The organism is Streptomyces boetiae (genome assembly GCF_031845405.1).
GTDB classification, from domain to species: domain Bacteria; phylum Actinomycetota; class Actinomycetes; order Streptomycetales; family Streptomycetaceae; genus Streptomyces; species Streptomyces boetiae.
In genome coordinates, this window is record NZ_JAVREN010000056.1 from 1 (window position 1) to 23,334 (window position 23,334).

At 75.4% G+C, this 23,334-nt stretch carries 25 protein-coding genes and 2 pseudogenes; 13 read left to right on the forward strand and 14 right to left on the reverse strand.

Annotated features, from left to right (window positions below; translation table 11 throughout):
• From RM780_RS24610 to RM780_RS24630, 5 genes and pseudogenes are all read right to left on the reverse strand, one after another.
• Window positions 1–213: pseudogene (locus RM780_RS24610) on the reverse strand (phosphoenolpyruvate--protein phosphotransferase); the annotation flags it as partial.
• A gap of 2 nt (window positions 214–215) precedes the next feature.
• Complete coding sequence (locus RM780_RS24615; protein ID WP_311633085.1) at window positions 216–542, reverse strand: HPr family phosphocarrier protein; 327 nt, start codon at window positions 540–542, stop codon at window positions 216–218.
• A 97-nt stretch (window positions 543–639) separates the two neighbouring features.
• Entirely contained in the window at window positions 640–2,739 is a 2,100-nt protein-coding gene (locus RM780_RS24620) for a PTS fructose transporter subunit IIABC (protein ID WP_311633086.1), read from the reverse strand.
• 85 nt (window positions 2,740–2,824) lie between these two features.
• Entirely contained in the window at window positions 2,825–3,784 is a 960-nt protein-coding gene (gene pfkB / locus RM780_RS24625; RefSeq protein WP_311633087.1) for a 1-phosphofructokinase, read from the reverse strand.
• A complete protein-coding gene (locus RM780_RS24630; protein ID WP_311633088.1) occupies window positions 3,781–4,542 on the reverse strand; it encodes a DeoR/GlpR family DNA-binding transcription regulator in 762 nt (253 codons plus the stop codon). The genes pfkB and RM780_RS24630 overlap by 4 nt, the downstream gene beginning before the upstream one ends.
• A 301-nt stretch (window positions 4,543–4,843) precedes the next feature.
• Here RM780_RS24630 and RM780_RS24635 point away from each other — a divergent pair, with 301 nt between their 5' ends.
• The gene (locus tag RM780_RS24635; protein WP_311633089.1) at window positions 4,844–5,074 is read left to right on the forward strand and encodes a hypothetical protein; all 231 of its coding nucleotides are present in this window, start codon (window positions 4,844–4,846) and stop codon (window positions 5,072–5,074) included.
• On the opposite strand, the gene RM780_RS24640 is transcribed toward RM780_RS24635, so the two are convergent.
• Window positions 5,061–5,708, reverse strand: a complete 648-nt coding sequence (locus tag RM780_RS24640) for a hypothetical protein (RefSeq protein WP_311633090.1) — start codon at window positions 5,706–5,708, stop codon at window positions 5,061–5,063. The two genes, RM780_RS24635 and RM780_RS24640, sit on opposite strands and share 14 nt — an antisense overlap.
• Window positions 5,709–5,956: 248 nt before the next feature.
• Between RM780_RS24640 and RM780_RS24645 the strand changes: the two genes are divergently transcribed.
• The 4 genes from RM780_RS24645 (at window position 5,957) to RM780_RS24660 (ending at window position 7,767) form a co-directional block, all read left to right on the forward strand.
• Window positions 5,957–6,442 carry a hypothetical protein gene (locus RM780_RS24645; protein WP_311633091.1) on the forward strand — a complete coding sequence of 162 codons (486 nt, stop codon included), beginning with the start codon at window positions 5,957–5,959 and terminating at the stop codon, window positions 6,440–6,442.
• Window positions 6,443–6,462: 20 nt separating this feature from the next.
• A complete protein-coding gene (locus RM780_RS24650) occupies window positions 6,463–6,897 on the forward strand; it encodes a hypothetical protein (protein WP_311633092.1) in 435 nt (144 codons plus the stop codon).
• Between the two features lie 2 nt (window positions 6,898–6,899).
• Entirely contained in the window at window positions 6,900–7,211 is a 312-nt protein-coding gene (locus tag RM780_RS24655) for a hypothetical protein (RefSeq protein WP_311633093.1), read from the forward strand.
• A 130-nt stretch (window positions 7,212–7,341) separates the two neighbouring features.
• The gene (locus RM780_RS24660; protein WP_311633094.1) at window positions 7,342–7,767 is read left to right on the forward strand and encodes an iron chaperone; all 426 of its coding nucleotides are present in this window, start codon (window positions 7,342–7,344) and stop codon (window positions 7,765–7,767) included.
• Window positions 7,768–7,815: 48 nt separating this feature from the next.
• On the opposite strand, the gene RM780_RS24665 is transcribed toward RM780_RS24660, so the two are convergent.
• The 3 genes and pseudogenes from RM780_RS24665 to RM780_RS27925 all read right to left on the reverse strand — a co-directional run.
• On the reverse strand, window positions 7,816–10,848 hold the full coding sequence (locus tag RM780_RS24665; protein ID WP_311633095.1) for a SpoIIE family protein phosphatase: 3,033 nt from the start codon (window positions 10,846–10,848) through the stop codon (window positions 7,816–7,818).
• Window positions 10,740–11,294 (reverse strand): ABC transporter ATP-binding protein, encoded by a 555-nt coding sequence (locus RM780_RS27920; protein WP_394813075.1) that lies wholly within the window; start codon window positions 11,292–11,294, stop codon window positions 10,740–10,742. Before RM780_RS27920 ends, RM780_RS24665 begins: the two co-directional genes overlap by 109 nt.
• A 148-nt stretch (window positions 11,295–11,442) precedes the next feature.
• Window positions 11,443–11,730: pseudogene (locus RM780_RS27925) on the reverse strand (ATP-binding cassette domain-containing protein); the annotation flags it as partial.
• Between RM780_RS27925 and RM780_RS24675 the strand changes: the two are divergent.
• The 3 genes from RM780_RS24675 to RM780_RS24685 all read left to right on the forward strand — a co-directional run bounded on the left by RM780_RS24675 (window position 11,647) and on the right by RM780_RS24685 (window position 14,105).
• Window positions 11,647–11,880, forward strand: a complete 234-nt coding sequence (locus RM780_RS24675) for a hypothetical protein (protein ID WP_311633117.1) — start codon at window positions 11,647–11,649, stop codon at window positions 11,878–11,880. The pseudogene RM780_RS27925 and the gene RM780_RS24675 overlap by 84 nt on opposite strands.
• Before the next feature lie 44 nt (window positions 11,881–11,924).
• Window positions 11,925–12,782: an SAM-dependent methyltransferase gene (locus RM780_RS24680; protein ID WP_311633096.1), complete on the forward strand. Its 858-nt coding sequence runs from the start codon at window positions 11,925–11,927 to the stop codon at window positions 12,780–12,782.
• 153 nt (window positions 12,783–12,935) lie between these two features.
• Window positions 12,936–14,105 carry an amidohydrolase family protein gene (locus RM780_RS24685; RefSeq protein WP_311633097.1) on the forward strand — a complete coding sequence of 390 codons (1,170 nt, stop codon included), beginning with the start codon at window positions 12,936–12,938 and terminating at the stop codon, window positions 14,103–14,105.
• On the opposite strand, the gene RM780_RS24690 is transcribed toward RM780_RS24685, so the two are convergent.
• The gene (locus RM780_RS24690; RefSeq protein WP_311633098.1) at window positions 14,086–14,502 is read right to left on the reverse strand and encodes a nuclear transport factor 2 family protein; all 417 of its coding nucleotides are present in this window, start codon (window positions 14,500–14,502) and stop codon (window positions 14,086–14,088) included. The genes RM780_RS24685 and RM780_RS24690 overlap by 20 nt on opposite strands.
• Window positions 14,503–14,604: 102 nt before the next feature.
• Here RM780_RS24690 and RM780_RS24695 point away from each other — a divergent pair, with 102 nt between their 5' ends.
• Window positions 14,605–15,075: a MarR family winged helix-turn-helix transcriptional regulator gene (locus RM780_RS24695; protein WP_311633099.1), complete on the forward strand. Its 471-nt coding sequence runs from the start codon at window positions 14,605–14,607 to the stop codon at window positions 15,073–15,075.
• Between the two features lie 182 nt (window positions 15,076–15,257).
• Window positions 15,258–15,860: a dihydrofolate reductase family protein gene (locus RM780_RS24700; protein ID WP_311633100.1), complete on the forward strand. Its 603-nt coding sequence runs from the start codon at window positions 15,258–15,260 to the stop codon at window positions 15,858–15,860.
• A 49-nt stretch (window positions 15,861–15,909) separates the two neighbouring features.
• Here the strand turns inward: RM780_RS24700 and RM780_RS24705 are convergent, their stop codons facing one another.
• The 3 genes from RM780_RS24705 to RM780_RS24715 all read right to left on the reverse strand — a co-directional run bounded on the left by RM780_RS24705 (window position 15,910) and on the right by RM780_RS24715 (window position 19,131).
• Entirely contained in the window at window positions 15,910–17,118 is a 1,209-nt protein-coding gene (locus RM780_RS24705) for an RNA polymerase sigma factor (RefSeq protein ID WP_311633116.1), read from the reverse strand.
• A 68-nt stretch (window positions 17,119–17,186) separates the two neighbouring features.
• Window positions 17,187–17,552: a YciI family protein gene (locus RM780_RS24710; protein WP_311633101.1), complete on the reverse strand. Its 366-nt coding sequence runs from the start codon at window positions 17,550–17,552 to the stop codon at window positions 17,187–17,189.
• Between the two features lie 97 nt (window positions 17,553–17,649).
• Window positions 17,650–19,131, reverse strand: a complete 1,482-nt coding sequence (locus RM780_RS24715) for a carotenoid oxygenase family protein (RefSeq protein ID WP_311633102.1) — start codon at window positions 19,129–19,131, stop codon at window positions 17,650–17,652.
• A 79-nt stretch (window positions 19,132–19,210) separates the two neighbouring features.
• Between RM780_RS24715 and RM780_RS24720 the strand changes: the two genes are divergently transcribed.
• The 3 genes from RM780_RS24720 to RM780_RS24730 all read left to right on the forward strand — a co-directional run bounded on the left by RM780_RS24720 (window position 19,211) and on the right by RM780_RS24730 (window position 22,667).
• Window positions 19,211–19,714, forward strand: coding sequence for a PadR family transcriptional regulator (locus RM780_RS24720; protein WP_311633103.1), 504 nt, complete (start codon window positions 19,211–19,213; stop codon window positions 19,712–19,714).
• 122 nt (window positions 19,715–19,836) lie between these two features.
• On the forward strand, window positions 19,837–20,247 hold the full coding sequence (locus tag RM780_RS24725) for a VOC family protein (protein ID WP_311633104.1): 411 nt from the start codon (window positions 19,837–19,839) through the stop codon (window positions 20,245–20,247).
• A 107-nt stretch (window positions 20,248–20,354) separates the two neighbouring features.
• On the forward strand, window positions 20,355–22,667 hold the full coding sequence (locus RM780_RS24730) for an excinuclease ABC subunit UvrA (protein WP_311633105.1): 2,313 nt from the start codon (window positions 20,355–20,357) through the stop codon (window positions 22,665–22,667).
• Between the two features lie 39 nt (window positions 22,668–22,706).
• On the opposite strand, the gene RM780_RS24735 is transcribed toward RM780_RS24730, so the two are convergent.
• The gene (locus RM780_RS24735; protein ID WP_311633106.1) at window positions 22,707–23,285 is read right to left on the reverse strand and encodes a TetR/AcrR family transcriptional regulator; all 579 of its coding nucleotides are present in this window, start codon (window positions 23,283–23,285) and stop codon (window positions 22,707–22,709) included.
• Between the last annotated feature and the right edge of the window lie 49 nt (window positions 23,286–23,334).

Genomic DNA, 23,334 nt, shown 5'->3' on the forward strand with positions numbered 1-23,334 from the left:
CACCTCGGCGGCGAGGCTGGCGGCCGCCGCGGCGCGCGCTGCGAGCCCCACGGCGCCCTCCTTCAGGGCGGCGCGGACCGCCGCGGCCACGGCCGGGGCCTCCGCGGCGGGGAGGGCGCGGGGGGCGGGCGGGGCGGGCGGCGTGGCCATCCGGGCGACGGGCCCGGCGGCGGTGCCGCCGCCGATGCCGATCCCCTGGGACACGGTGGGCATCGCTACTCCTTGGCGTCGCCGGCGGCGGTGGGGGCGGGCTGGGGGTCGGCGGCCTCGGCGGCCGGGGCGTCGAGGTCCTGGGCGACGAGCGCGGCCAGTTCCGCGACGGCCGCCTCCGCGCCCTCGCCCTCGGCGGCGAGGACCACGGACTCGCCGGCGCCGGCGCCGAGGGCCAGCACGGACAGCAGGCTGCCGGCGTCGACCGGGGCCCCGCCCTCGCGGGCGATGGTCACCCGGACCGGCTGCCGGGTGGCGGCCTGGACGAGCAGCGCGGCGGGGCGGGCGTGCAGGCCGCTGCGCGATCCTATGACGACGGTGCGCTGGGGCATATCGACTCCAAGGGGATTCACCGGCGGCTGGGCCGGATGTGGTCGGGGATCCGGGGTGTTCAGCGGACTCGGGGGTGCTCGGCGGACTCGGGGGTGTTCAGCGGGGCGTAACGGCCGCGGTGGGGCGGCGTTCCGGCGTGCGGGAGGCCGGGGGTCCGGCGGGGGCGGCTCCGGCCGGGGCGGGCGCGGGGGCGTCGCGGCGGGCGTTCTTCAGCAGGACGACCAGGGTCGCGCTGAGCAGCGTGCCGGCCGCGATGGCCACCAGGTAGAGAAACGGGCCGCCGATCAGCGGGACGACGAAGATCCCGCCGTGCGGGGCGCGCAGCGTGGCGTCGAACGACATCGACAGCGCGCCGGTCAGGGCGCCGCCCGCCATCGCGGAGGGGATCACCCGCAGCGGGTCGGCGGCGGCGAAGGGGATGGCGCCCTCGGTGATGAAGGAGGCGCCCAGCACCCAGGCGGCCTTGCCGTTCTCCCGCTCGGCACGGGTGAACAGCCCGCCGCGGACGGCGGTGGCCAGGGCCATGGCCAGGGGCGGCACCATGCCGGCGGCCATCACCGCGGCCATCACGCGCAGGCTGCCGTCGCTCGCCTCGGCGAGGCCGCCGACCGCGAAGGCGTAGGCGACCTTGTTGAGCGGGCCGCCGAGGTCGAAGCACATCATCGCGCCCAGGACGAGGCCGAGCAGGACGGCGTTGGACCCGGACAGGCCGTCGAGCCAGTCGGTGAGGGCCCGTTGCAGCGCGGCCAGCGGCTCGCCCACCACCACGAACATCAGGAAGCCGACGGCCGCGGAGCCCAGCAGCGGGATGACCAGCACGGGCATGATGCCGCGCAGCGTGGCGGGGACGTCCAGGCGCTGAACGGCCATCACCACGCCGCCGGCCAGCAGGCCCGCGACCAGGCCGCCGAGGAAGCCGGCCTCGATGGCGACGGCGATGGCGCCGCCGACGAAGCCGGGCACGAGGCCGGGCCGGTCGGCCATGCCGAAGGCGATGTAGCCGGCCAGCACGGGCACCAGGAAGCCGAAGGCGGCGCCGCCGATCTGGTTGAACAGGGCGGCCCAGCTGTCGGCCTCGGTCCACACGAAGTGCTCCGCGACGGAGGGGGCGCCGGCGATCTCGTACCCGCCGATCGCGAAGGAGAGGGCGATCAGGAGCCCGCCTGCGGCGACGAAGGGGACCATGTAGCTGACGCCGCTCATCAGGTAGCGGCGCAGCCGGGAGCCGAAGCCCTCGCCCGGGGCGGCCTGCGCGGCCTCCTCCGGGGTGCCGCCCGAGGCATTGCCGCGGGCGGTCGTCCCGCCGCGACCGGCCTTGGCGCGGACCTCGGCGATCAGCTCGGCGGGCCGGTTGATGCCCGCCTTCACGCCGACGTCGACGGTGGGCTTGCCGGCGAAGCGGGCGCGCTCGCGCACCTCCACGTCGTGGGCCAGGATCACGGCGTCGGCCGCGGCGATGACGGCCGGGTCGAGCCGCTTGAATCCGGCGGAGCCCTGGGGCTCGACGACCAGCTCGACGCCGGCCTCCCGGCCGGCCCGCTCCAGCGACTCGGCGGCCATGTAGGTGTGGGCGATGCCGGTGGGGCAGGAGGTGACGGCAACGATCCGGAACGGGCGGACGGGCTCGCGTTGCCCCTCCGGCACGGCCGCCGCTTCCGGCGCAGGGTCCCTCGCGGCCTCGGGCTCGGGGCCGGTCCCCGCCTCCGGGACCTCCCCGGCGGGGGCCTCGGCCGGGGCGGCCCCGGCCGCCGGGGCCTCCTCGCCGCCGATGAGGGCCGCGGCGGCGGCCGGTGCGCTCTGCGCGCGCAGCGCGGCGGTGAAGGCCGGGTCCATCAGGCGGCGGGCCAGCCCGGAGAGGATCGCCAGGTGATCCTGGTCGCCGCCGGCCGGGGCCGCGATGAGGAAGATCAGGTCGGCCGGGCCGTCCGGGGCGCCGAAGTCGACGCCCGCAGCGCTGCGCCCGAAGGCCAGCGTCGGCTCGGTGACGTGCTCGCTGCGGCAGTGCGGGATGCCGATGCCGCCCTCCAGGCCGGTGGGCATCTGCGATTCGCGGGCCGCGACGTCCGCGAGGAACGCGTCGAGGTCGGAGACGCGGCCGACGGCCGCCATGCGGGTGGCGAGGGCGCGCGCCGCCGCCTCCCTGGTGTCGGCGGACAGGTCGAGGTCGACCAGTTCCGCGGTGATCAACTCGGCCATCACGCGGCTCCTTTGCTCGCGGTCCGCCCGGTGAGCGGGATCGGGGACGTGTGGAGGGGGAAGGGACGGGGAGAGAGGCGGCGGCTCATGGCAGGGGTCCGGTGAGCGCGTCGCCCAGGGGGCGGTCGAGGGGGACGTCGGCGGTGGTGACCACCGCGGCGAGGTCGAGGTCGGCGGGCACGGGCATGGCGCTGCCGGGCAGCCCCACGGCCGCCGCGCCGTGCGCCACCGCCGCGGCCAGCGCCGCGGGGCCGTTCCCGCCCTCCGCGAGGAAGCCGGCCAGCGAGGCGTCGCCCGCGCCGACGTTGCTGCGCACGGCGGCCACCCGGGCGTGGCCCCAGTAGGTGCCGGCCTCGGAGACCAGGATCTGGCCGTCCGCGCCGAGGCTGGCCAGCACGGTCGCCGCGCCGCGGGCGCGCAGCTCCTCGGCCGCCTTGACGGCGTCCCCGACGGTGGCCAGGGGGCGGCCGACGGCCCCGGCCAGCTCCTCGGCGTTCGGCTTGACGACCTCGGGCCGCGCGGCGAGCGCGGCGAGGAGGGCCGCGCCGGAGGTGTCCAGGGCTATCCGGGTGCCGGCCCGGTGGGCGCGGGCGACGAGTTCGGCGTACCAGGCGGGCGTCACCCCGCGCGGGAGGCTGCCGCAGCAGGCGATCCAGTCGGCCCCGGCCGAGCGGGAGCGCACGGCCTCCAGCAGGGCGCCGGCCTCGGGCGCGGTCAGCTCGGGGCCCGCGGCGTTGACCTTGGTGAGGGTGCCGTCGGGCTCGACCAGAGTGACGTTGACCCGGGTGGAGCCGGCCAGCGGGACGCCCACGGCCTCGATGCCCTGCTCGCCCAGCAGCCGGGCAAGCAGCGCGCCCTCGGGGCCGCCCAGCGGGAGCACGGCGGCCGTGCGGACCCCGGCGGCGGCGACGGCGCGGGAGACGTTGACGCCCTTGCCGCCGGGCTCGACCCGGTCGCCGGCTGCGCGCAGCACGGCGCCGCGGCGCAGGCCGGGCACCTCGTAGGTGCGGTCCAGGCTGGGGTTGGGGGTGACGGTGAGGATCATGCGCGCACTACCTCCGTGCCTCGCCGTTCGATCGCCAGGGCGTCCTCGGGGGCCAGGCCCGTGTCGGTGATGAGCAGGTCGACGTCCCCCAGGCCCCCGAAGCGGGCGAAGTGCCGCTGCCCCTGTTTGGCGGAGTCGGCCAGGAGAACGGTGCGCCGTGCGGCGGCGACCATGGCCCGCTTGACGGCGGCCTCGGCCAGGTCGGGGGTGGTGAGGCCGCCGTCGAGCGAGAAGCCGTTGGTGGCCAGCAGCAGCAGGTCGGCGTTGATCTCGGCGTAGGCGCGCAGGGCCCAGGCGTCGACGGCGGCGCGGGTGCGGTGACGGACGCGGCCGCCGACCAGGTGCAGGGCGATCCCGGGGTGGTCCGCGAGGCGGGCGGCCACCGGCAGGGAGTGGGTGACGACGGTCAGCGAGCAGTCGGCGGGCAGCTCGGCGGCCAGCCGCGCGGTGGTCGTCCCGGCGTCCAGGATGACGCTGCCCTCGGCGGGCAGCTCGGCGAGGGCGGCGCGGGCGATCCGGTTCTTCTCGTCGGCGGCGACGGCGTCCCGCTCCGCGAGGTCGGGCTCGAAGTCGAGACGGTCGGCGGGGATGGCCCCGCCGTGCACGCGCCGCACCAGCCCCGCCCGGTCCAGGAGCTTCAGATCCCGCCGCACGGTCTCGGCGGTGACCTGGAACGCCTCGGCCAGGGACAGCACGTCCACCCGCCCGCCCTCCCGGGCCAGCCGCAGGATCTCCTGCTGACGCTCCGCTGCGTACATGTGGTTTTACACCCGCTTCACTGCCCGAACATGTTGATTACGCGGCAGCTTACGCCCGGATCTCCGAGAAGTAAACGGATTCGGGCATGGAACGGGCATGAGCGGGCGCACCGCGCGGGAGGCGCCCCGCCGCCCGGGCCGGCACCGTCGCGTTTCCGTCCGAGAAGCGGTTCCCGCCGGGCGCGGGCCCCCGGGAAAGCACCGGGAAAGGCCCTGCAGTCGCCCCGTGACACGGGCCTGCCGGGCGGCGCGGTCGGGAAGGATCGAGGACCCGGAGGGCTTTCGACGTGGGGGGGACGGCATGGCGCAGTTCGAGAACGCGTGCGGCGAGTGCGGTTACACGACGGGCTGGTGCTCACAGTCCGAGGCGGACGAACGCCTCATGCGCCACTACCTCGACCGCCACCCCACCGTCCCCCCGGGCGGCGCGCATCGCGTCCGCGACGGCGACCCCAGCGGCGGAGGCTGCGGCTCCTGCCTCCTCGTCCTCGTCGTCCTGATCGTCCTCCTCGCCATCCTCAGCAACAGGTGAGCCCACCGGCGACCGGCCGCCGGAGGCCCCGGACGCCGGCCGCACGCGGCACTGCGTCGCGTATCCGGGCGAACCGCCCCTCCGCTTGAGCACGACCGGTGAACGTCCCATCCATGTCGCCGTGTCGCTCGCCTTGCCCGCCCACGGCCTGTCCGGCCCCTCGGCGACCTCGCCTTCGACCGGGCGCCGGCGGACGTGGCGACGACCGGGCTGGTCCCGCGCCGGGACCGGAGGCGAAGGTGTACTCGGTGGTGATCTCCGTGCTGACCAGCCGGTACTCGGCCTCGTCCGCCGGCACCTCGAAGCGGGCCCGGTCCAGGGGAACCTGCCAGGTGCGGTGCTCCTCACCGTCGCGGTAGCGCGTGTCGTCCCCCAGAAGGTGGAGAGCCGGCAGCCCGGTCACGGTGATCGGGGTGCCGTAGGGCTCGGGGAAGTCGTGCCGGATCTCCCTACTGACCGCGAGGCCGGCGAGTCCTGCCTCGTCGTCGGGCACGGCCGTGCTGATCGCGCGCGGGGCCGGGTCGTCCACGTCGGTGATCCGGACGTCGTCGCCGAACCGGGTGGTGCGAAGGGCCGTCGGCCCGGGGCCGTCGCCGAACAGGCCGATGTGACGGCCGTCGGCGGCGATGACCACGCGAGGAGCGGACGCCCCCCCGCGCCCTCAGAATGCGCCGGGGGCCGGCCGGTCGAGCGGGGGCGCGGGGGACGCTCATCACCGTTGACACGGTGCCCGCACCGCGCACGCGGGACGGCACACCGTACGGCCGCAGCGCCGCGAGGGTGGTGGCGGAGTGCGCGCTGAGGGGAGGATGCGGGGGACGTGCGAAGTCCCCAGGTCACGATGCGTGCCGTGGGGTGCGGCGGCGAGTCCGAGGTGGGGTTGTGCGGAGCTATGGCGGGGTGCTGCTCGGGAATCTGGTCTTCGCCGCGGTGTGCTGCTTCCCTGGCCCGCTCGCCCTCGTCGTGGGCTGGGTCGCGTGGAGCGAGGGCGAGGACTGGGCCTGGACGGTACTCGTGGGCGGGCTCCTCATGTCGGCGGTCATTCCCTTCGTGGCCGTCAGGAGCGCGCGGAGCCAGTTCCCGAGGATCACGCGCGCGGACCAGGTGAGGGAGAAGGATGTTCCCCTGGCGGAGGACTCCTTCGTGCTGTGGGCCCCGCGCTCGCCGGAGGGGCATCCGCAGGCGCGGCTGGTGCGCGCGGACGTGCTGGAGGCCTCCCTGGTGCGGTACAGCCCCTCGGGTGAGGGAACGTTCACCACTTGTTCCGGCCAGGCGACCCCCGACGAGTTCACGCCGCTGGTCAGGCTGCGGCTGCGGGTCCACGGCGAGGAGGAGGGCGAGGAGGGTGGCCGCGCAGCGCCCTGCTGACGGGCACGCGGAGCTGCCGGGTGGTCGGCCTGGAGGGCAGAACGGCCGAGGTGACCCGGCGCCCGGAGCGCCGGCTGCGGCAGATGCGCACCGCGCGCGAGGCCGGGGGCATCGAGATGGACGGCGACACGATCGACCTGCGGCGCCTGGACGCGCGGACGGCCGCCCGTTACACCGAGGTGGCCGAGCGGGACCGGGCGCACCCGGAGGAGCCGGCGCCGGTGACCGAGCCGGGGGAGGAGGCCCGGTGGCTCGTGGACCAACTCCCGGGCGAAGGAGCGGGGTTCGGCTCCGTCCGGCGGGGGTGGTCGAGGCGCGGGGGCATGCTGGTGCGCGGCCGGTTCCTGAGGATGACGGCGACGGACACCTTCCAGGACCACGGCCCGGTCCCCGAAACGGTGCTGCGCGTCCATCCGGCCGACGGCACGCCACCCGTCGACGCCCCCGGCGGCTGACGGTGCCGCTGGACTACCTCGCCGTCCTGCACCGCACCCGGGACGTGGTCCTGTGCGCCGCGCCGGACGGCAGGTCCTTCGTCGTGGACTGGGTGCGCACCAACCTCCTCGCCGGCACCGCCGCCGCCGGGGTGATCCTCCCCGACGGCCGGGAGGTCGCGCTGGCGGGCCGCCCCGCGGCCGTCTGGGCGGTGATGAACCTGCTGGCCTCGCAGGGCCTGTCGAACCCGGGCCCCGTCCTGGACCTGCGCAGACGCGGGATGAGCGGGCTGGCGGGGCCGCCGGCGGAGGCCGTGGGCATGGCGGTCGCGTAGGGGGCGCGCCTTCGGCGGCCCGCGTTCACCCGGCGGGCGGGTCGGTCAGTTTCGGAGAAGCCGTGGGGCCCGGCGGCGGCCTAGCCTCGGGGCAGTACCGCAGAGGGGCACCGCACGGAAGGAGACCGCGATGAGCGAGACGGAGTTCACGGCCGAGGAGCGCGCCGCGATGAAGGAGCGCGCCAAGGAGGTGCGCAAGGCCCGCCGCGGCTCGGCCAAGGCGGACGGCACCGCAGACGTCCTGGCCAAGATCGCGGAAATGGAGGAGGGCGACCGCGCCCTCGCGGAGCGGGTCCACGCCCTGGTCACGGACGCCGCGCCGGGGCTGGCGCCGAAGCTCTGGTACGGGATGCCCGCGTACGCGAAGGACGGCAAGGTGCTCTGCTTCTTCCAGTCCTCGGGGAAGTTCAAGTCCCGCTACTCCACGCTCGGCTTCAACGACCCCGCGAACCTCGACGAGGGCGCGATGTGGCCGACCGCCTACGCCCTGACCGGCGAGCTGGGCCCCGAGGACGAGGCGCGGATCTCAGAGCTGGTCAAGCGGGCGGCCGGCTGAGACCGCCCGCGCGAGGGCCGGGGCCGGTCCGGCGGTCGCCAAGAGCGTTCAGGGCAGCGGCTGTTCCGTCCAGATGCACTTGCCGCTGGGGGTGTAGCGGGCGCCCCAGCGCTGGGCCATGGCGGCGACGAGCTGGAGGCCACGGCCGCCCTCGTCGGCGGCGGAGGTGTGGCGGATGTGCGGGGTGGTCAGGCTGCCGTCGGAGACCTCGACGATGAGCGAGGTGCTGCGCAGCAGGCGCAGGTGGACGGGGCCCTTGGCGTGGCGGACGACGTTGCCGACCAGCTCGCTGACGATCAGCTCGGTGGTCATCTCCAGGTCCCCGCCCAGGTTCCAGGCGGCGAGCTGTTCGCGCACGTGGTCGCGGGCCTCGCCGGCGGCCACCGGGTTCTCTGGCAGCCGCCAGGTGGCCACGTCCCGCTCGTCGAACTGGCGGGTGCGGGCCAGCAGCAGCGCAGCGTCGTCGGTGGTCTCCTCGCGGCCGGGCAGCAGCCGGCCGGTGAGGGATTCGCACAGGGCGTCCAGGTCGCCGGTCCGCCCCTCCTCCACGGCACGGGCCAGGAGCCGGGCGAGCTGGCCGATGCCGGTGTCGATGTCGCGGGCGCGGGACTCGACCAGGCCGTCGGTGTAGAGGGCCAGCAGGCTGCCGTCGGGGAGGGTGGTGCGGACGGTGTCGAAGGGCGGGGCGGCGATGCCCAGCGGCGGATTCGGCGCGTGGGAGGGCAGGGTGACGCGCCCGTCGGGGTGGGTGAGGGCGGGCGGGGGGTGCCCGGCGCTGGCGTAGTGCAGCTCGCCGCCGACGGGGTCGTAGATGCCGTACAGGCAGGTGGCGAAGCGGTCCTCCCCCAGCTCCGCGACGACATCGTTGAGCCGCCCGAGCACGTCGTCGGGGGCGAGTTCGAGGTCGGCCAGGGTGCGCACGGCCGTCCGCAGGCGGCCCATGATCGCGGCCTGGGCCATGCCGTGGCCCATCACGTCCCCGATGACCAGCGCCAGGCGGGCTGAGGAGAGGGGGATGACGTCGTACCAGTCGCCGCCGACCTCGGTGGCGCGCCCGGCGGGCAGGTAGCGGGCGGCGGTAGCCGCCGCCGGGAGGGAGGGCAACGCCCGGGGCAGCAGGGCGCGTTGCAGCTCGCGGGCGCGGGTGGCGGCGTCGTCGAAGAGACTGGCGCGCTCCAGCGCCTGGGCGATCAGGCCGCTGAGCGCAGTCAGCAGGGCCCGGTCGTCGTCGTCCAGGCGGCGGGGGCGGGCGAAGGAGATCACCGCGGTGCCGATGTCGTGCCCCGAGACCGTCAGCGGCAGGAACGCCCACGCCTGCTTCCCCGTCGCGGAGGCCAGCCCGGCCGACTGCGGGTACTGGCGCCGGTAGCTGTCCATCGACTCGAAGAACTGCGGGGTGCGGCTGCGCATCACCGCGCCGATCGGCGTGGGCGCGTCGGCCGGCATCCCGTGCACCCGCCCGCGGAACTCCTCCGAGTAGCCCACCGAGCCGACCACCCGCGTGCGGCCCCCCTCCACCGCGTACACCACCAGGCCGGCCGCGCCGAAGGCCGGCAGCAGGTGCCCGGCCACGGCCTCGACCACGTCCTGCGCGGTGATCGCCTCGGCCAGCGCCCGGGTCAGCCGCGCCACCAGCGCCGCCCGCTCGGCCGCCGCCCGCTCGGCCGCCTGCCGCAGCCGCCGCTCGGTGATGTCCGTGATGTACAGCGTCAGGCCGCCGTCCGGCACCGGCACCAGGCGCAGGTGGTACCAGCGGTCGCTGCCCGGCCAGGCCGCGTCGAAGCCCGCGGGCTCTCCCCCGGCCACCGCCTCCCGGCAGCGCTCCACCAGGCCCGGCACGTCCCGGACCCCGGGAACGTCCCACAGCAGGCGGCCCGTCAGCCCGCCCGGGGAGCCCAGGACCCGCTCGGCGGCGACGTTCACGAACTGGATGCGCCAGTCGGCAGCGACCGCCAGGAAGCCGTCCGTCATGTGTCGCAGGGCGTGGGCGACGGGCTCCAGCGCCGCGTGGGCGGCCGTGTTGTCGTGGAAGCGACCGCGAAGGCGGACCGCCTCGCCGTCCTCGTCCAGCAGAACCTTGCCGCGCGAGTGGAGCCAGGCGTAGGAGCCGTCCGCGCGCCGCACCCGGTACTCGGCCGCGTAGGAGCCGCGGCCCCGGATGGCCTCCTCGGCGTTGTGGACGAGGTAGGGCTGGTCGTCGGGATGCACCCGGTCGGCCCAGTTCTCCACGAAGTCCACGGGCTTCTGGTCGATGTTCATCGTGGTCAGGAAGGGCTCGTCGATGGTGAACTGGCCGCTGCCCAGGTCCCAGTCCCAGCTCCCGGAGACCGCGCCCGAGGCCGGGGGCTTCGGCTCCCGCTGGGTCTCTCCGGGCGGCCCCGAGGGCCGCCCGCCCTCCCCCGGACCCTGGCCGTCCGGTCCGCCCTCCCCGTCGCCCGCCGCGCCCCGGCCGCTGCCCTCGCCCCGGCCGTCCCCTTCCCCCTCCTCGGTCCCGTCCCCCTCGTCCTCGCCGAGCAGGGCGGGCGAGAGCCCCTCGGGCCGGGGCGTGGTCAGCCGCAGACGCCCCGCGGCCCACCGGCACAGGCTCTGGAGGAACGCCCACTGCTCCTCGTCGGGCTCAAGGCCCGGCGCCGTGATCACCGAGAGCACGCCGAACGGCCCGTCCTGGCCCGGCAGCGGCACCGCGGCGATGCCCGCCCCGGACGGCAGGCCGCTGCCCGAGGTGTCCGGCGAGGGCTTCCCGGCGGGCTGCTCGGGGACCTCCAGCCGGGGCAGGAAGACCGGAACGCCCTCCTTCACCGCCCGGACGGGCGCGGCCGGGCCGGTGTCGGCGATGGTCTCCCAGGCCCGGACGAACGCCCCCGGCAGGCCCGTGCTGACCACCAGCCGCAGCGCGCTGCGGCGGACCGTGACGAGCAGGTGCGCCATGGCGCCCAGGCCGCCCAGCTCGGCCGTGGCGTGCAGCATGGCGGTCAGCAGCACATCGGTGTCGCCGCGGTCCTCGGCCACGGCCGTGAGCATGCGCAGCCGGGCGGACCGCTGGGCGGACGGCGCCCCCGGCTGGCTACGGATATCGGCCACTCCCTGACTGTATGCGCAAGTCGCCGGACACGCCCCGCGCGGGGTGGCGGCCGGATGGCCCGGGCGGCCCACGGCCGCGTTCCGGGGGCCGGGAGGACCATCGGCGCGCCGGTGACCGGGTCGGGGACGACGACGCAGGGCAGGCCGAAGACCTCGCGGATCAGCCGCGCGTCGACGATGTCCGCGGGGGCGCCCTCCGCGACGACGCGGCCCTCGCGCATCGCCACGAGGTGGTCGGCGTAGCGGCAGGCCTGGCTGAGGTCGTGGAGGACGGCGACGACGGTGCGCCCGCCGTCGCGGAGCCGGGCCGGCAGGCTCAGGAGCCGGTACTGGTGGGCAAGGTCGAGGAAGGTGGTGGGCTCGTCCAGCAGCAGGCAGGGCGTTTCCTGGGCGGGGACCATGGCGATCCACACGCGCTGGCGCTGCCCGCCGGAGAGACACTCCATCTCGCGGACCGCGAGGTGGAGACCCCGGCGACGCCATCGCCTGCCGCGGCGACGAGCCGGCGGGCGAGGGTTTTCCGGGGGCGGTGAGGGTCTGGGGAAGGAAGCCGGCCTCGCGGGCGAACGCCTTGGGCCGCCAGGGGGCGACGTCCCGGCCGTCGAGGGAGACCGTGCCCTCCTCGGCGCGCAGGAGGCGGACGAGGGCGCGCGGCAGCGTGGACTTGCCGCAGGCGTTGGCGCCGACGACGGCGGTGAAGGCGCCGTCGGGAACGTCCAGGCTCAGGCCGGTGGAGACGGTGCGCCGACCGTAGGCGAGGGTGATCCGCTGCGCGCGCAGGCGGGCGGGGCGCCGCGCGTGCTCGGGGGCCGGTCCGGGGGCGCGGACGCCGGCTCGGGCGCCGGGGCGGGCGGGGACGTGGTCACGGCCGGCGTCGCCCACCTCGTCGGCTACGCCAGCCCTTCGGCGTTCATCGCGGCCTTCGCCCGGGAGTACGGGCACACGCCCGGCCGCCACCGGGCCGCCTCCGGTCCCCGGGGCAACCCCGCTCCGGCGCGGGCGCGTCGAGGCCCCCGGCTTGGCGTACAGTGACGGGCGCGTAGCGCCAAGTACGGGCGGGTGAGGGGGAGATGGGCGTGGAGCACGACGGTGCGGTGCCGCCCGGGATCGACGTGACGCGGCCGAGCGTCGCGCGCGTGTACGACTACCTGCTCGGCGGCAAGAGCAACTTCGCGGCCGACCGCGAGCTGGGCGACGTCTTCAGGACCCGCTTCCCCGGCGCCGACGTGATCGCCCAGGACAACCGGCGGGCGCTGGCGCGGGCCGTGAGCGCGATCGCACGGGCGGGAGTGCGGCAGTTCATCGACATCGGCTCGGGCCTGCCCTCGGCCGACAACGTCCACCAGATCGCCCAGCGGCACTCCCCCGGCGCGCGGGTGGTCTACGTCGACAACGACCCCGTGGTCCTGGCCCACGGGCAGGCGCTGCTGGAGGAGAACGCCGACACCGCCGTGGTCTCCGGCGACCTGCGCGACCCGGCCACGCTGCACGCGCACCCCGTCACCCGGAGCCTGATCGACTTCGACCGCCCGGTGGGCCTGATCCTCTCCGCCATCCTGCACCACCTCCAGGACGCGGAGGACCCGGCCGCCGTCATGCGCTTCTGGCGCGGGGTGCTGCCGGAGGGAAGCTACGTGTTCATCTCCCACTTCCGCAGTCGCGAGGACGCGGAGTCGGCACAGCTCCAGGCCGTACTCCAGGGCTCGCTGGGCCGGGGCCGGTGGCGCACGGACGCGGAGATCCGCAGGCTGTTCGAGGGGCTGCGCGTCCTGCCCCCGGGGATCGTGCCCAGCGCCCGCTGGCGCCCCGACGCCCCGCCCGGGGGCGACCTCACGCTCTGGCAGCACCTGATCGTCGCCGGACTGGCCACGACCGGGGCCGGGGACGAGACCGGGGGCGGAACTGGGGACGGGACCAGGACCGGGGCCGGCTGAGGGGCGCTGCGCCGTATTGACGCTGGTGGCCGCCGGTATCACAGTGGTGGCGGCCGGCGGCGCCGCCGGCCGCCGCCCCAGCGGGACGGGGACAGGGATGACCCAGCGGCCGGGCCGCCCCGGGGCGGCCCCCCACGCCCGCGGAGAGGCGCGATGAGCACCGCCGCCGGCCGTTCCCCGGAGGAGCGCGCAACGGCCGGGCGCGCGCTGGCCGAGCTCCTGCCCGCCGCCCTCGTCGACCCGCACATCCACCAGTGGGACCCGCTCACCACCCGGCGCGAGGCCTCCGGGCGGGCGCGGCTGCTGCGCCCGCTCCCCGCCCTGCCGCGGGCCCTGCGCCGGGTCGTGCCGCTGGCCGACCGGGAGTTCGTCGGGGACCCCCGCCACGTGCTGCGGCCCTACCTGCCCGGCACCTATGCCGCCGACTGCGGCGGCCTGCCGGTGGCCTCGGTCGTCCACGTCGAGGCGTCATGGCCCGTCCGCGATCACCTGGACGGCGTCGAGGAGACCCGCTGGCTGACCACCCTGCCCTTCGGGCGCGACGGGGCCCCGCGGCTGGGCGGCATCGTGGCGCGCGTGGACCCCCGGTGGGAGGACGCCGGGGCGGTGCTCGACGCCCACCTGCGGGCCAGCGAGCTGGTGCGCGGCGTGCGCCTGAGCGCCTCGCACCACCCCGACCCGGGCGTCCGCGACTTCACCGACGCCCCGGCGGCGTACGCCGAACCGGCCTTCCTCGACGGCTTCGAGGCCGTCGCCGGGCGCGGGCTGAGCTTCGAACTGTGGTGCTACGCGCACCAGTTGCCCGCCGCGCTCGGGCTGGTCCGCCGCTACCCCGAGACCACCTTCGTCCTGGACCACTACGCCACCCCCGTCGGCCTGCTCGGTCCGCGCGGGCGGCACACCGGGCGTTATCCCCACCAGCGCCGCGAGCAGCTGGCCGCGTGGCGCGAGGACCTGGCCGCGCTGGCGGAGCACCCCAACGCCGTGGCCAAGCACTCCGGGCTCGGCATGCCGTCACTGGGCGAGGAGCGCCGCGCCGCGCTCGGCCTGCCCGAGGTCAACGGCCCGGGCGCGCGGGCCGCGTTCGTGGACGCCGTCGCCCCGCTGATCCGCCACCTGCACGCCTGCTTCGGGCCCGGGCGCACGATGTGGGCCTCCAACTACCCCATCGACAAGCCCGGCCTGACCCTGCCGGCCACCGTGGGCCTTCTCCTGGAGGTCCTCGGCGCCGAGGCCGACCTCCCCGCGCTGACCCACGACGTGGCCCACCGCGTCTACCGCCTGCCCGCCCCGGCCCCGGACCTCACGCGGGAGCCGGGCTGAACCACTGGGGAGTGATCTCCGCCCGGGCGATCCGCCAGCCGTCGGGCGTGCGGGCGGCCGTGGCCGCGAAGCGCAGGCCGACGGTGCGGTGGGGGGCCCGGCCGGCATGGAAGAAGACGGTGACCGTGTGGGCCGTCAGCGAGGCCGTGTCGCCCTCGGACTCGGCCAGGACGTCGCTGGTGAAGTGCTGCGTGAGCTCCCCGCCTGGGCGCGGCGCGGTGACCAGCTCCCTGATGGCGGCCAGGCCCTCGAAGCGCCCGCGCGGGCTGCGGACGACGGCGTCCTCGGCATAGATCGCGCCCCCGTCGCCCGCCTCCGGGTCGTCGAGCCAGTGCGTGAGGCGGGTCAGCAGGTCCGCGACCTCGAGGCGGTCGCGCAGGGGGTCGGTGGCGCTCATGGGATCCTCCGGGGATGCGTGGATATTGGCCGCACCAATGTTGGCGCGGCCAATATACCTCGCACTGTTGGCCATGCCAACAGTGGGCTAGGCTCCCGGACCGTGGACAACGCACCCGACCGCCTCGCCGGCCGCCCGACCTGGCTGCTGGGCCAGCTCGCCGGCCGCGTCCGCCACCTCGTCACGGAGGGCTTCGCCGCCGCCGGCGCCCGCGGGTACCACTACCGGCTGCTCGCCGCCCTCGCGCAGTTCGGCCCGCAGAGCCAGGCCCAGCTCGGGGCCCGGTGCCGGGTCGACCCCAGCGACGTGGTCGCGGCGGTCGGCGAGCTCGCCGACCACGGCTACGCCACCCGGACCCCGGACCCCGCCAACCGGCGCCGCAACCGGGTCGCCATCACCGAGGCGGGCGCCGCGCACCTCCGCCTTCTCGACGGCGTCCTCGACACGGCCCAGGACGCGTTCCTGGCCCCCCTGACCCCGGACGAGCGCCGGCAGCTGACGGACCTGCTGACCCGGCTCCTCGCCCACCACAGCCCCGGCAGCCCCGGCACCGCCCCCGAGCCCCCGCGCTGAGCCCTCCCGGCGGCACCCGGCCCGGGAGGACCCGACCGACAGACCCGCCCTGAGAACCCGCCCGGAAAATACCTCGCCTGGGATGTAGAGATCCCGCGTCCGGCTCCGACCAGGGGCCGGCAGGACGCACGAGGCGCCTGCCGGAAGTGCCGCCGCGGCGGCCCGGAAGAAGGAGCACGGTCATGGGCAAGGTCATCGTGGGTCTGTCCGTCTCGCTGGACGGCATCGCCGGCGGGAACGGCGAGGAGGACTTCTGGCCGGTGCACGAGGCGGTCCTCGGCTGGGTGTTCCCCCTGGCCGGGTGGCGGCGGGCCCAGGGCATGGAGGGCGGCGAGGACACCCTCGACTCGCGGATCTGGACGGGCGACTACGCGCGGATCGGCGCCCAGGTCGTCGGCCGGACCATGTACGACTTCGGCGCGGAGCACTGGGGCGAGAACCCGCCCTTCCACGCCCCGGTGTTCGTCCACACCCGCCGCGGCGGCGAGCGGATCGAGAAGCTCGGCGGAACGAGCTACACCTTCGTGACCGAGGGCATCGAGGCCGTCGTGAAGCGGGCGCGGGAGGCCGCCGGGGAGAAGGACGTCCTGGTCGCCGGCGGCGTGCGCACCGCCCGGGCGGCGCTCGCGGCCGGGCTGGTGGACGAGGTCCAGCTGCACGTCGCCCCGGTGGTGATCGGCCACGGCCTGCGCCTGCTGGACGGGATCGGCCAGGTCCGGCTGCGGGCCACCCGGGCCGTTCAGGGGGAGAACGCCCTCCACCTCGGCTACGACGTCCTGCGCTGAGCGGCGCGGGACCGAGGGGGACCGCGCCGGGGCGGCGCGGGCCCGGTCCTCAGGCGCCGCCGCCCGCGGCCCGGCCGGTCAGGTGCCGGCGCTCGGCCTCGTTGCCGGCCGAGGCCGCGGCGGCACGGAAATCCTCGGAGGCGCCGGCCAGGTCGCCCAGGCGCTCCTTCAGGTGCGCCCGCGTGGCCAGGAGGCGGTGGTGGTGCGCCAGCCGCGCGTCGCCCGCCAGGTCGTCCAGCAGGCTCAGCGCCGCCCGGGGCCCGTGGACCTCCGCGACGGCCACCGCGCGGTTCAGGCTCACCATCGGGCCCGGCGCGACGCGTTCGAGGAGGTCGTAGAGCCCCAGGATCTCCCGCCAGTCGGTGTCGGCCGGGCCCGCCGCGGCGTCGTGGACGGCGGCGATGGCCGCCTGGAGCTGGTAGGCGCCCGGCGGCCCGGACGACAGTGCCCGGGTGACCAGCCCGGTGCCCTCCTCAATCATGTCCCGGCGCCAGAGGGAACGGTCCTGCTCGGCGAGCGGGACGAGGTCGCCCGCCGCGGTGGTGCGCGCGGGGCGCCGCGCCTCGCTCAGCAGCATCAGCGCCAGCAGGCCCGTCGCCTCCCCGTCCCCGGGGAGCGCGCGCACGGCCAGCCGAGCCAGGCGGATCGCCTCGGAGGACAGGCCGCCGTCGGTCAGCTCGGCGCCGGTCGAGGCGGTGTGCCCCTCGGTGAAGATCAGGTAGAGCACGTGCAGCAGCGCGGCCAGGCGCTCCTCCCGGTCCCCGTCCGCGTCGGAGAAGGTGGCCCCGGCGTCCCGGATCGTCTTCTTGGCCCGGCTGATCCGCTGCGCCATCGTGGCCTCCGGCACGAGGAACGCCCGGGCGATCTGCGCGGTCGTCAGCCCGCCGACCGCCCGCAGGGTCAGCGCGATGCGGCTGGGCACGCTGAGCGAGGCGTGGCAGCACAGCAGCAACAGGCGCAGCGAGTCGTCCTGTTCGCCCTCCGGCGTCTCCCCGGGGCCCGGGGCCTCCTCCGGCGGGGCATGCGCCGCCTCCCGCTCGCGGCGCGCGGAGCCGGAGCGGACGTCGTCGATCCACCGGCGCGAGGCCACGGCGAACAGCCAGCCGAACGGCCGCTTTGGCAGGCCGCGTTCGGGCCAGTCGGCCGCCGCGGCGATCAGCGCCTCCTGCACCGCGTCCTCGCAGGAGTCGAAGGCGCCGTACCGGCGCAGCATCGCGCCCAGCACCCGCGGCGCCAGCTCGCGCAGCAGCTCCTCCACGGCCGGCGCGGGCGCGGCCCGGCCCGCCCACGGCGGGCCGGGCCCGCCTGGGCGCTCGCCGCCCGGGCTCAAGCGCCCGGCCCGTCGCCGTGCGCGATGGGCCACACCTCGACGGCCCGCTCGGAGGCGAAGGGGATCTCGGCCGCGACCTCCAGTGCCCGGGCGCGGTCGGCGCACTCCAGCACGTAGGCCGAGGCGATGTACTCCTTCGTCTCCAGGTAGGGGCCGTCGGTCACCGCCACCGCGCCGCGCCGCACCCGGACCGTGCGTGCCTCCCCCTCGTCCGCGAGGCCGAACGCCCCGGCCAGCTCCCCGGTCGCGCGGAACTTCTCGTTGAACGCCTCCTGGGCGGCGACCGCCTGCGCCCACTCCTGCGCCGAGTACGACGCCCACATGTCCCGGTTGCCGTAGATGATCGCCAGGAACTTCGCCATCCGACTCGCCCTTCCCGCACCCCGTCGCCCTGCCCGCCCAGCGTAACGGCGTGCCGCGCGGGGCGGCCGGGGGCTCGGGGGACGGGGGACGGAACCGTCAGGAGGCCACGGCGGACTCCCCCGGGGCCGGGTCGGGGAAGAAGTTGCCGTGGAAGCCGAAGGGCATGCGGTGCGGGGCGTGGGCGCGGGCGAGTTCGCCGAGGTCGCGGGCGTCCAGGACGAGGAGGAAGGAGGCGTCCCGCTCGGGCTCGAAGACCACGGCCAGCACGACCCCGGCGTCCTCGGCGCCCCTGCCCGGGGCGGGCACGAAGACCGGCTCCCCGGTGAGGCAGCCGGGCTGGTGCCAGTGGGCGGTGGTCCCGTCGGTGACGTCGAGCTTGGTGATGGTGGTGACCGGCCCGGCCCCGGTCTCGACGGCGCCGGAGCCGTACGCGTAACGGTAGGGGCGGGCGTTGTCGGCGCCGTAGTTGATCCCGGGCCACTCGAACGCCTCCTGGCTGGGCGTCTCGCGGCGGGTGCGGCCGGAGGCCCCGAGGCGGTAGCGGTGGAACGTCGCGGTGGGGATGGGCGTTCCGCGCACGCTGAGCGCGTCGAGGTAGAGGGAGTCGATCAGCGAGGGGTCGGAGTAGCCGCACAGGTCGACGACGATCTCGCCGCCGGGGTCGTCGTAGGCGTTGACGGTGTGGAAGAAGAACATCGCCTCCGACTCCCAGCGGCCCTTCAGCTCGCCGGTGTGCCGGTCCAGGACGAGGAAGGTGGTGGGCTGGTCGGGCCGCCAGCGGTAGTTCTGGATGAACGGCTTGCGCCCGGCCGCCAGCTCCAGCGGATTGACGCGGAAGGGCGATTCGACCACCACGATGTGCCGCTCGGTGAGGGCGAAGCTGTGCAGGTAGGAGGGCCGGGCGACGGGGACCTTCGCCACCTGGCGGAAGCCGGTGGGGGTCTGGCGGTAGACGCGGTAGGAGCTGCGCAGGCCGAAGTGCACCTGGGTGCTGATCATCGAGCCGGCGCGGTCGAAGTGGGGGTGGCCGGTCGGGGAGAAGACGCCGCGCCCGGGCGGGTCGTAGGCCACGCCCAGGGTCTCCAGCGTCTCGGGGTCGAAGGCGACGGGGAGGGGCGTCTCGGTGAGGGCGACCAGCCGGTCGCCGAGGCGGATGACGTTGACGCTGGCGTTGTCGGTGTAGCGCGGGTCGAAGAGCGTGGCTATGGGCTGGGTGAGCTTGCGGCACGGATCGGAGGCGAACTCGCGGTAGCCGATCCGGCCGTCCTCGCGCAGCGACTGGTAAGCCTTCGTGCGCAGGAAGCGGTTGGCGTAGCTGACGCGGCCCTCGGTGAAGGCGAACTTGTGGAGCATGGCCAGCCCGTCGAGCAGGTGGCGGGCGGCGCGCGGGCCCGTTCCCCAGTGCGCGGGGCCGTTGCGCACCAGCGTTCCGGTCAGCCACTCCGGGACCTGCCCCTCGACGGCCAGCGCGTCGACGGACACCTCGTTCTCCTGGGGTGCGCACCACCGGGCGAACTCGTCCGTCGCGGGCACGGCGCTGATCCCGCCTAGCTGGATCTCGTCCATGTAGACCTCCATCCGATAGTCGATGATGGACTATTGCATGGACGGCGACTCGGAGACAAGGGGTCCGGGGAGGGACGGGTATGCTCGGCTCATGCGCCTGACCCCGACCAGTTACATCGTTCTCGGCCTGGTGCGCTGGTCGCCCGGCGCGACCGCCTACGACCTGGAGCGGACGATCAACGCGACCGTCTCGCACATGTGGACCATCCAGCGTTCGCAGGTCTACCGGGAGCCGCCCCGGCTGGCCGAGGCCGGGCTACTGACCGCCGAGTCCGGGGGCGACGGCCGCACCAAGACCCGCTTCACGATCACCCCGGCCGGGGAGGAGTCGCTCAACGCCTGGCTGGGCGAGGCCGTCTCGGAGATGCCGCAGCTGCGCGACCTGGCCATCCTCAAGGTCTTCTTCGGCGCCGGCCCCCAGGCCCTGGCCCGCACCCGGCTCCTCGCGCACCAGGCGCGGCTGAAGGAGTACGAGTTGCTGCGCGAGGCCGGCGGCGTCGCCCAGTCCGGCCCGCGCCTGGCCCTGGAGGCCGCGATCGCCCACGAGCGCACCTCGATCCGCTACTGGTCCGACCTCGCCAAGTCCCCCTCCTGAACGCCCGCCCTCGCGGCCGGACTTGGGGGGGCCGCGCGGAGCGCGGCCGGAAGGGGCCGGTCCGGGGAACCGGTCAGGATTCGAGAAGCCGCCGGGCGCGGGCGGTGCCTAGCGTGGCGGGCATGGGCATCAGCATTCACGCGTGCTTCCTGCCGCACGAGGACCCGGAGGCCACGCTGGCCTTCTACCGCGACACGCTCGGCTTCGAGGTCCGGGGCGACGTCGGGCACGACGGGCTGCGCTGGATCACCGTGGGCCCCGCGCACCAGCCGGGCACCTCGCTGGTGCTGGAGCCGCCGGCCCTCGGGCCCGGCGTCACGGAGGCCGAGCGCCGCACGGTCGCCGAGATGATGGCCAAGGGGACCTTCGCCGGGCTCCTGCTGGCCACCGCCGACCTGGACGCCACCTTCGCGTGGCTGCGGGCCCGGGGCGCCGAGATCGTGCAGGAGCCGGCCGAACAGCCCCACGGCGTGCGCGACTGCGCCGTCCGCGACCCCGCGGGCAATCTTATTCGCATCCGCGAACTACGCTGAGCCGGACGGCGCCCGGAAGGGCGTTGTCAGTGGCGGCTGGTTAGATCGACCCAGGCGACGCCACCACGGCCGCGCGGGCGGCCCGCCCCACCTTTATGGAGACCACGATGACCAAGCCCACGAGCCCGGAGGCGCACTCCCCCGCGCCCCATGCCGCTGACAGCCACGCCATGATCCGCGTCCAGGGCGCGCGGGAGAACAACCTCAGGGACGTCAGCGTCGAGATCCCCAAGCGCCGGCTGACGGTGTTCACCGGCGTCTCCGGCTCGGGCAAGAGCTCGCTGGTCTTCGGCACGATCGCCGCCGAGTCCCAGCGGCTGATCAACGAGACGTACAGCGCCTTCGTCCAGGGCTTCATGCCGACGCTGGCGCGGCCCGAGGTCGACCTGCTGGAGGGGCTGACCACGGCGATCATCGTGGACCAGGAGCGCATGGGGGCCAACTCCCGCTCCACCGTCGGCACCGCGACGGACGCCAACGCCATGCTGCGGATCGTCTTCAGCCGCCTGGGCGAGCCCAGCGCCGGGCCCTCGTTCCACTACAGCTTCAACGTCCCCTCCGGCGCCTGTCCCCGCTGCGAGGGCATGGGCCGGGTCAGCGACATCGACCTCACCCAGCTTTACGACGACAGCAAGTCGCTGGCCGGGGGCGCGCTGACCATCCCCGGGTACACCCCGGACGGCTGGATGGTGCGGATCTTCACCGGCTCCGGCTTCCTGGACCCGGACAAGCCGATCCGGGATTACACCGAGACCGAGCTGCACGACTTCCTCCACCGCGAGCAGACCAAGGTCAAGGTGGAGAACATCAACATGACCTACGAGGGCCTGATCCCCAAGGTCCACAAGTCATTCCTCTCCAAGGACCGCGAGGCCATGCAGCCGCACATACGGGCCTTCGTGGACCGGGCGGTCACCTTCACGGCCTGCCCCGAGTGCGGCGGCAGCCGGCTGAACGAGGCCGCCCGCGCCTCCCGGATCGCGGGGATCAACATCGCGGACGCCTGCGCGATGCAGATCAGCGACCTGGCCGAGTGGGTCAGGGCGCTGGAGGCGCCCTCGGTGAAGCCGCTGCTGGCCACGCTCCAGCGGACCCTGGACTCCTTCGTGGAGATCGGCCTGGGGTACCTCTCGCTGGACCGCCCCGCGGGCACGCTCTCGGGCGGCGAGGCGCAGCGCACCAAGATGATCCGGCACCTCGGCTCCTCGCTCACCGACGTGACCTACGTCTTCGACGAGCCCACCACCGGCCTGCACCCGCACGACATCGAGCGGATGAACGGCCTGCTGCTGCGGCTGCGGGACAAGGGGAACACCGTGCTGGTGGTGGAGCACAAGCCGGAGGCCATCGCGATCGCCGACCACGTCGTGGACCTGGGCCCCGGCGCCGGCACGGCCGGAGGCACCGTCTGCTTCGAGGGCACCGTCGAGGGGCTGAGGGCGAGCGACAGCCTCACCGGCCGCCACCTGGACGACCGGGCCGCGCTGAAGGAGACGGTCCGCAAGCCCACCGGGACGCTCCCGATCCGGGGCGCCTCCTCGCACAACCTGCGGGACGTGGACGTGGACATCCCGCTCGGGGTGCTCGTCGTGGTCACCGGCGTGGCCGGCTCGGGCAAGAGCTCGCTGGTGCACGGTTCGATCCCGCCCGGCGCGGGCGTGGTCTCGATCGACCAGGGCGCGATCCGCGGCTCGCGCCGGAGCAACCCCGCGACGTACACGGGCCTGCTGGACCCGATCCGCAAGGCGTTCGCCAAGGCGAATGGTGTCAAGCCGGGCCTGTTCAGCGCCAATTCGGAGGGCGCCTGCCCCAACTGCAACGGCGCCGGCGTCATCTACACCGACCTGGCGATGATGGCGGGCGTGGCCACCGTCTGCGAGGAGTGCGAGGGCAAGCGCTTCCAGGCCTCGGTGCTCGATCACCGCTTCGGGGGCCGGGACATCAGCGAGGTGCTGGCGATGTCGGTGACCGAGGCCGAGGCGTTCTTCGGGGCGGGCGAGGCCCGCACGCCCGCGGCGCACGCCATCCTGCGGCGGCTGGCGGACGTGGGCCTGGGGTACCTCAGCCTGGGCCAGCCGCTCACCACGCTCTCGGGCGGCGAGCGGCAGCGGCTGAAGCTGGCCACGCACATGGCGGAGAAGGGCGGGGTCTACGTCCTGGACGAGCCGACCACGGGCCTGCACCTCGCCGACGTCGAGCAGTTGCTCGGCCTGCTGGACCGGCTGGTGGACTCGGGCAAGTCGGTCATCGTCATCGAGCACCACCAGGCGGTGATGGCGCACGCCGACTGGATCATCGACCTGGGCCCCGGCGCGGGCCACGACGGCGGCCGGATCGTCTTCGAGGGAACGCCCGCGGACCTCGTCGCCGCCCGCTCCACCCTCACCGGCGAGCACTTGGCGGAGTACGTCGGCGCCTGAGCCAGGGCCCGGCGCCCGGCCGCGGGGCGGTCGCGTCCCTTACGGCGCGACCGCCTTGCGCAGCGTGCGCAGGCACAGGCTCAGCGCCTCGTGCTTGGTGTCCCCGGCGCGGGAGCGCTGCCAGGCGACGTAGAGGAGGGACCACAGCACCTGGGAGATCCAGTCGGGGTCCAGCCCGGGGTCGAACGCGCCCTCGGCGTGGCCGCGTTCGACCAGGCGGATCAGGGCGCGGTCGGCCTCCGTGTCCTGCTCCCATCCCTCCCAGCTCCAGGCCGCCACCAGGGTCTCGTCGAAGACGAGGCTGAGCACGTCCCCCAGCTCGAACAGCTCCTGGCACAGCCGCTCCAGCGCGGCGAGCGGGGCCCCCTCCTCCGTGCGGGCGCGCCCGGTGGCGGCGGTGGCCTTCTCCAGCGCGTCCGCGCCCAGGGCGCGCAGCAGGTCGGAGCGCTCGGCGAAGTACCGGTGGACCGTCGTGCGGCCGACGTCCGCCGCGGCGGCCACGTCGGCCAGGGAGGCCGCGGGGTTCTTGGCCAGCACGGCGGCGGCGGCGTCGAGGATGGCCCGTCTGGTGCGGTTGCGCGTCCCGCCGCCCGTGGTTCTGCCGGCGACCGTGTTCATGGCCCATACGGTAGCGCGGCTTCCCGGCGAAACTCCTTTGACGACTACG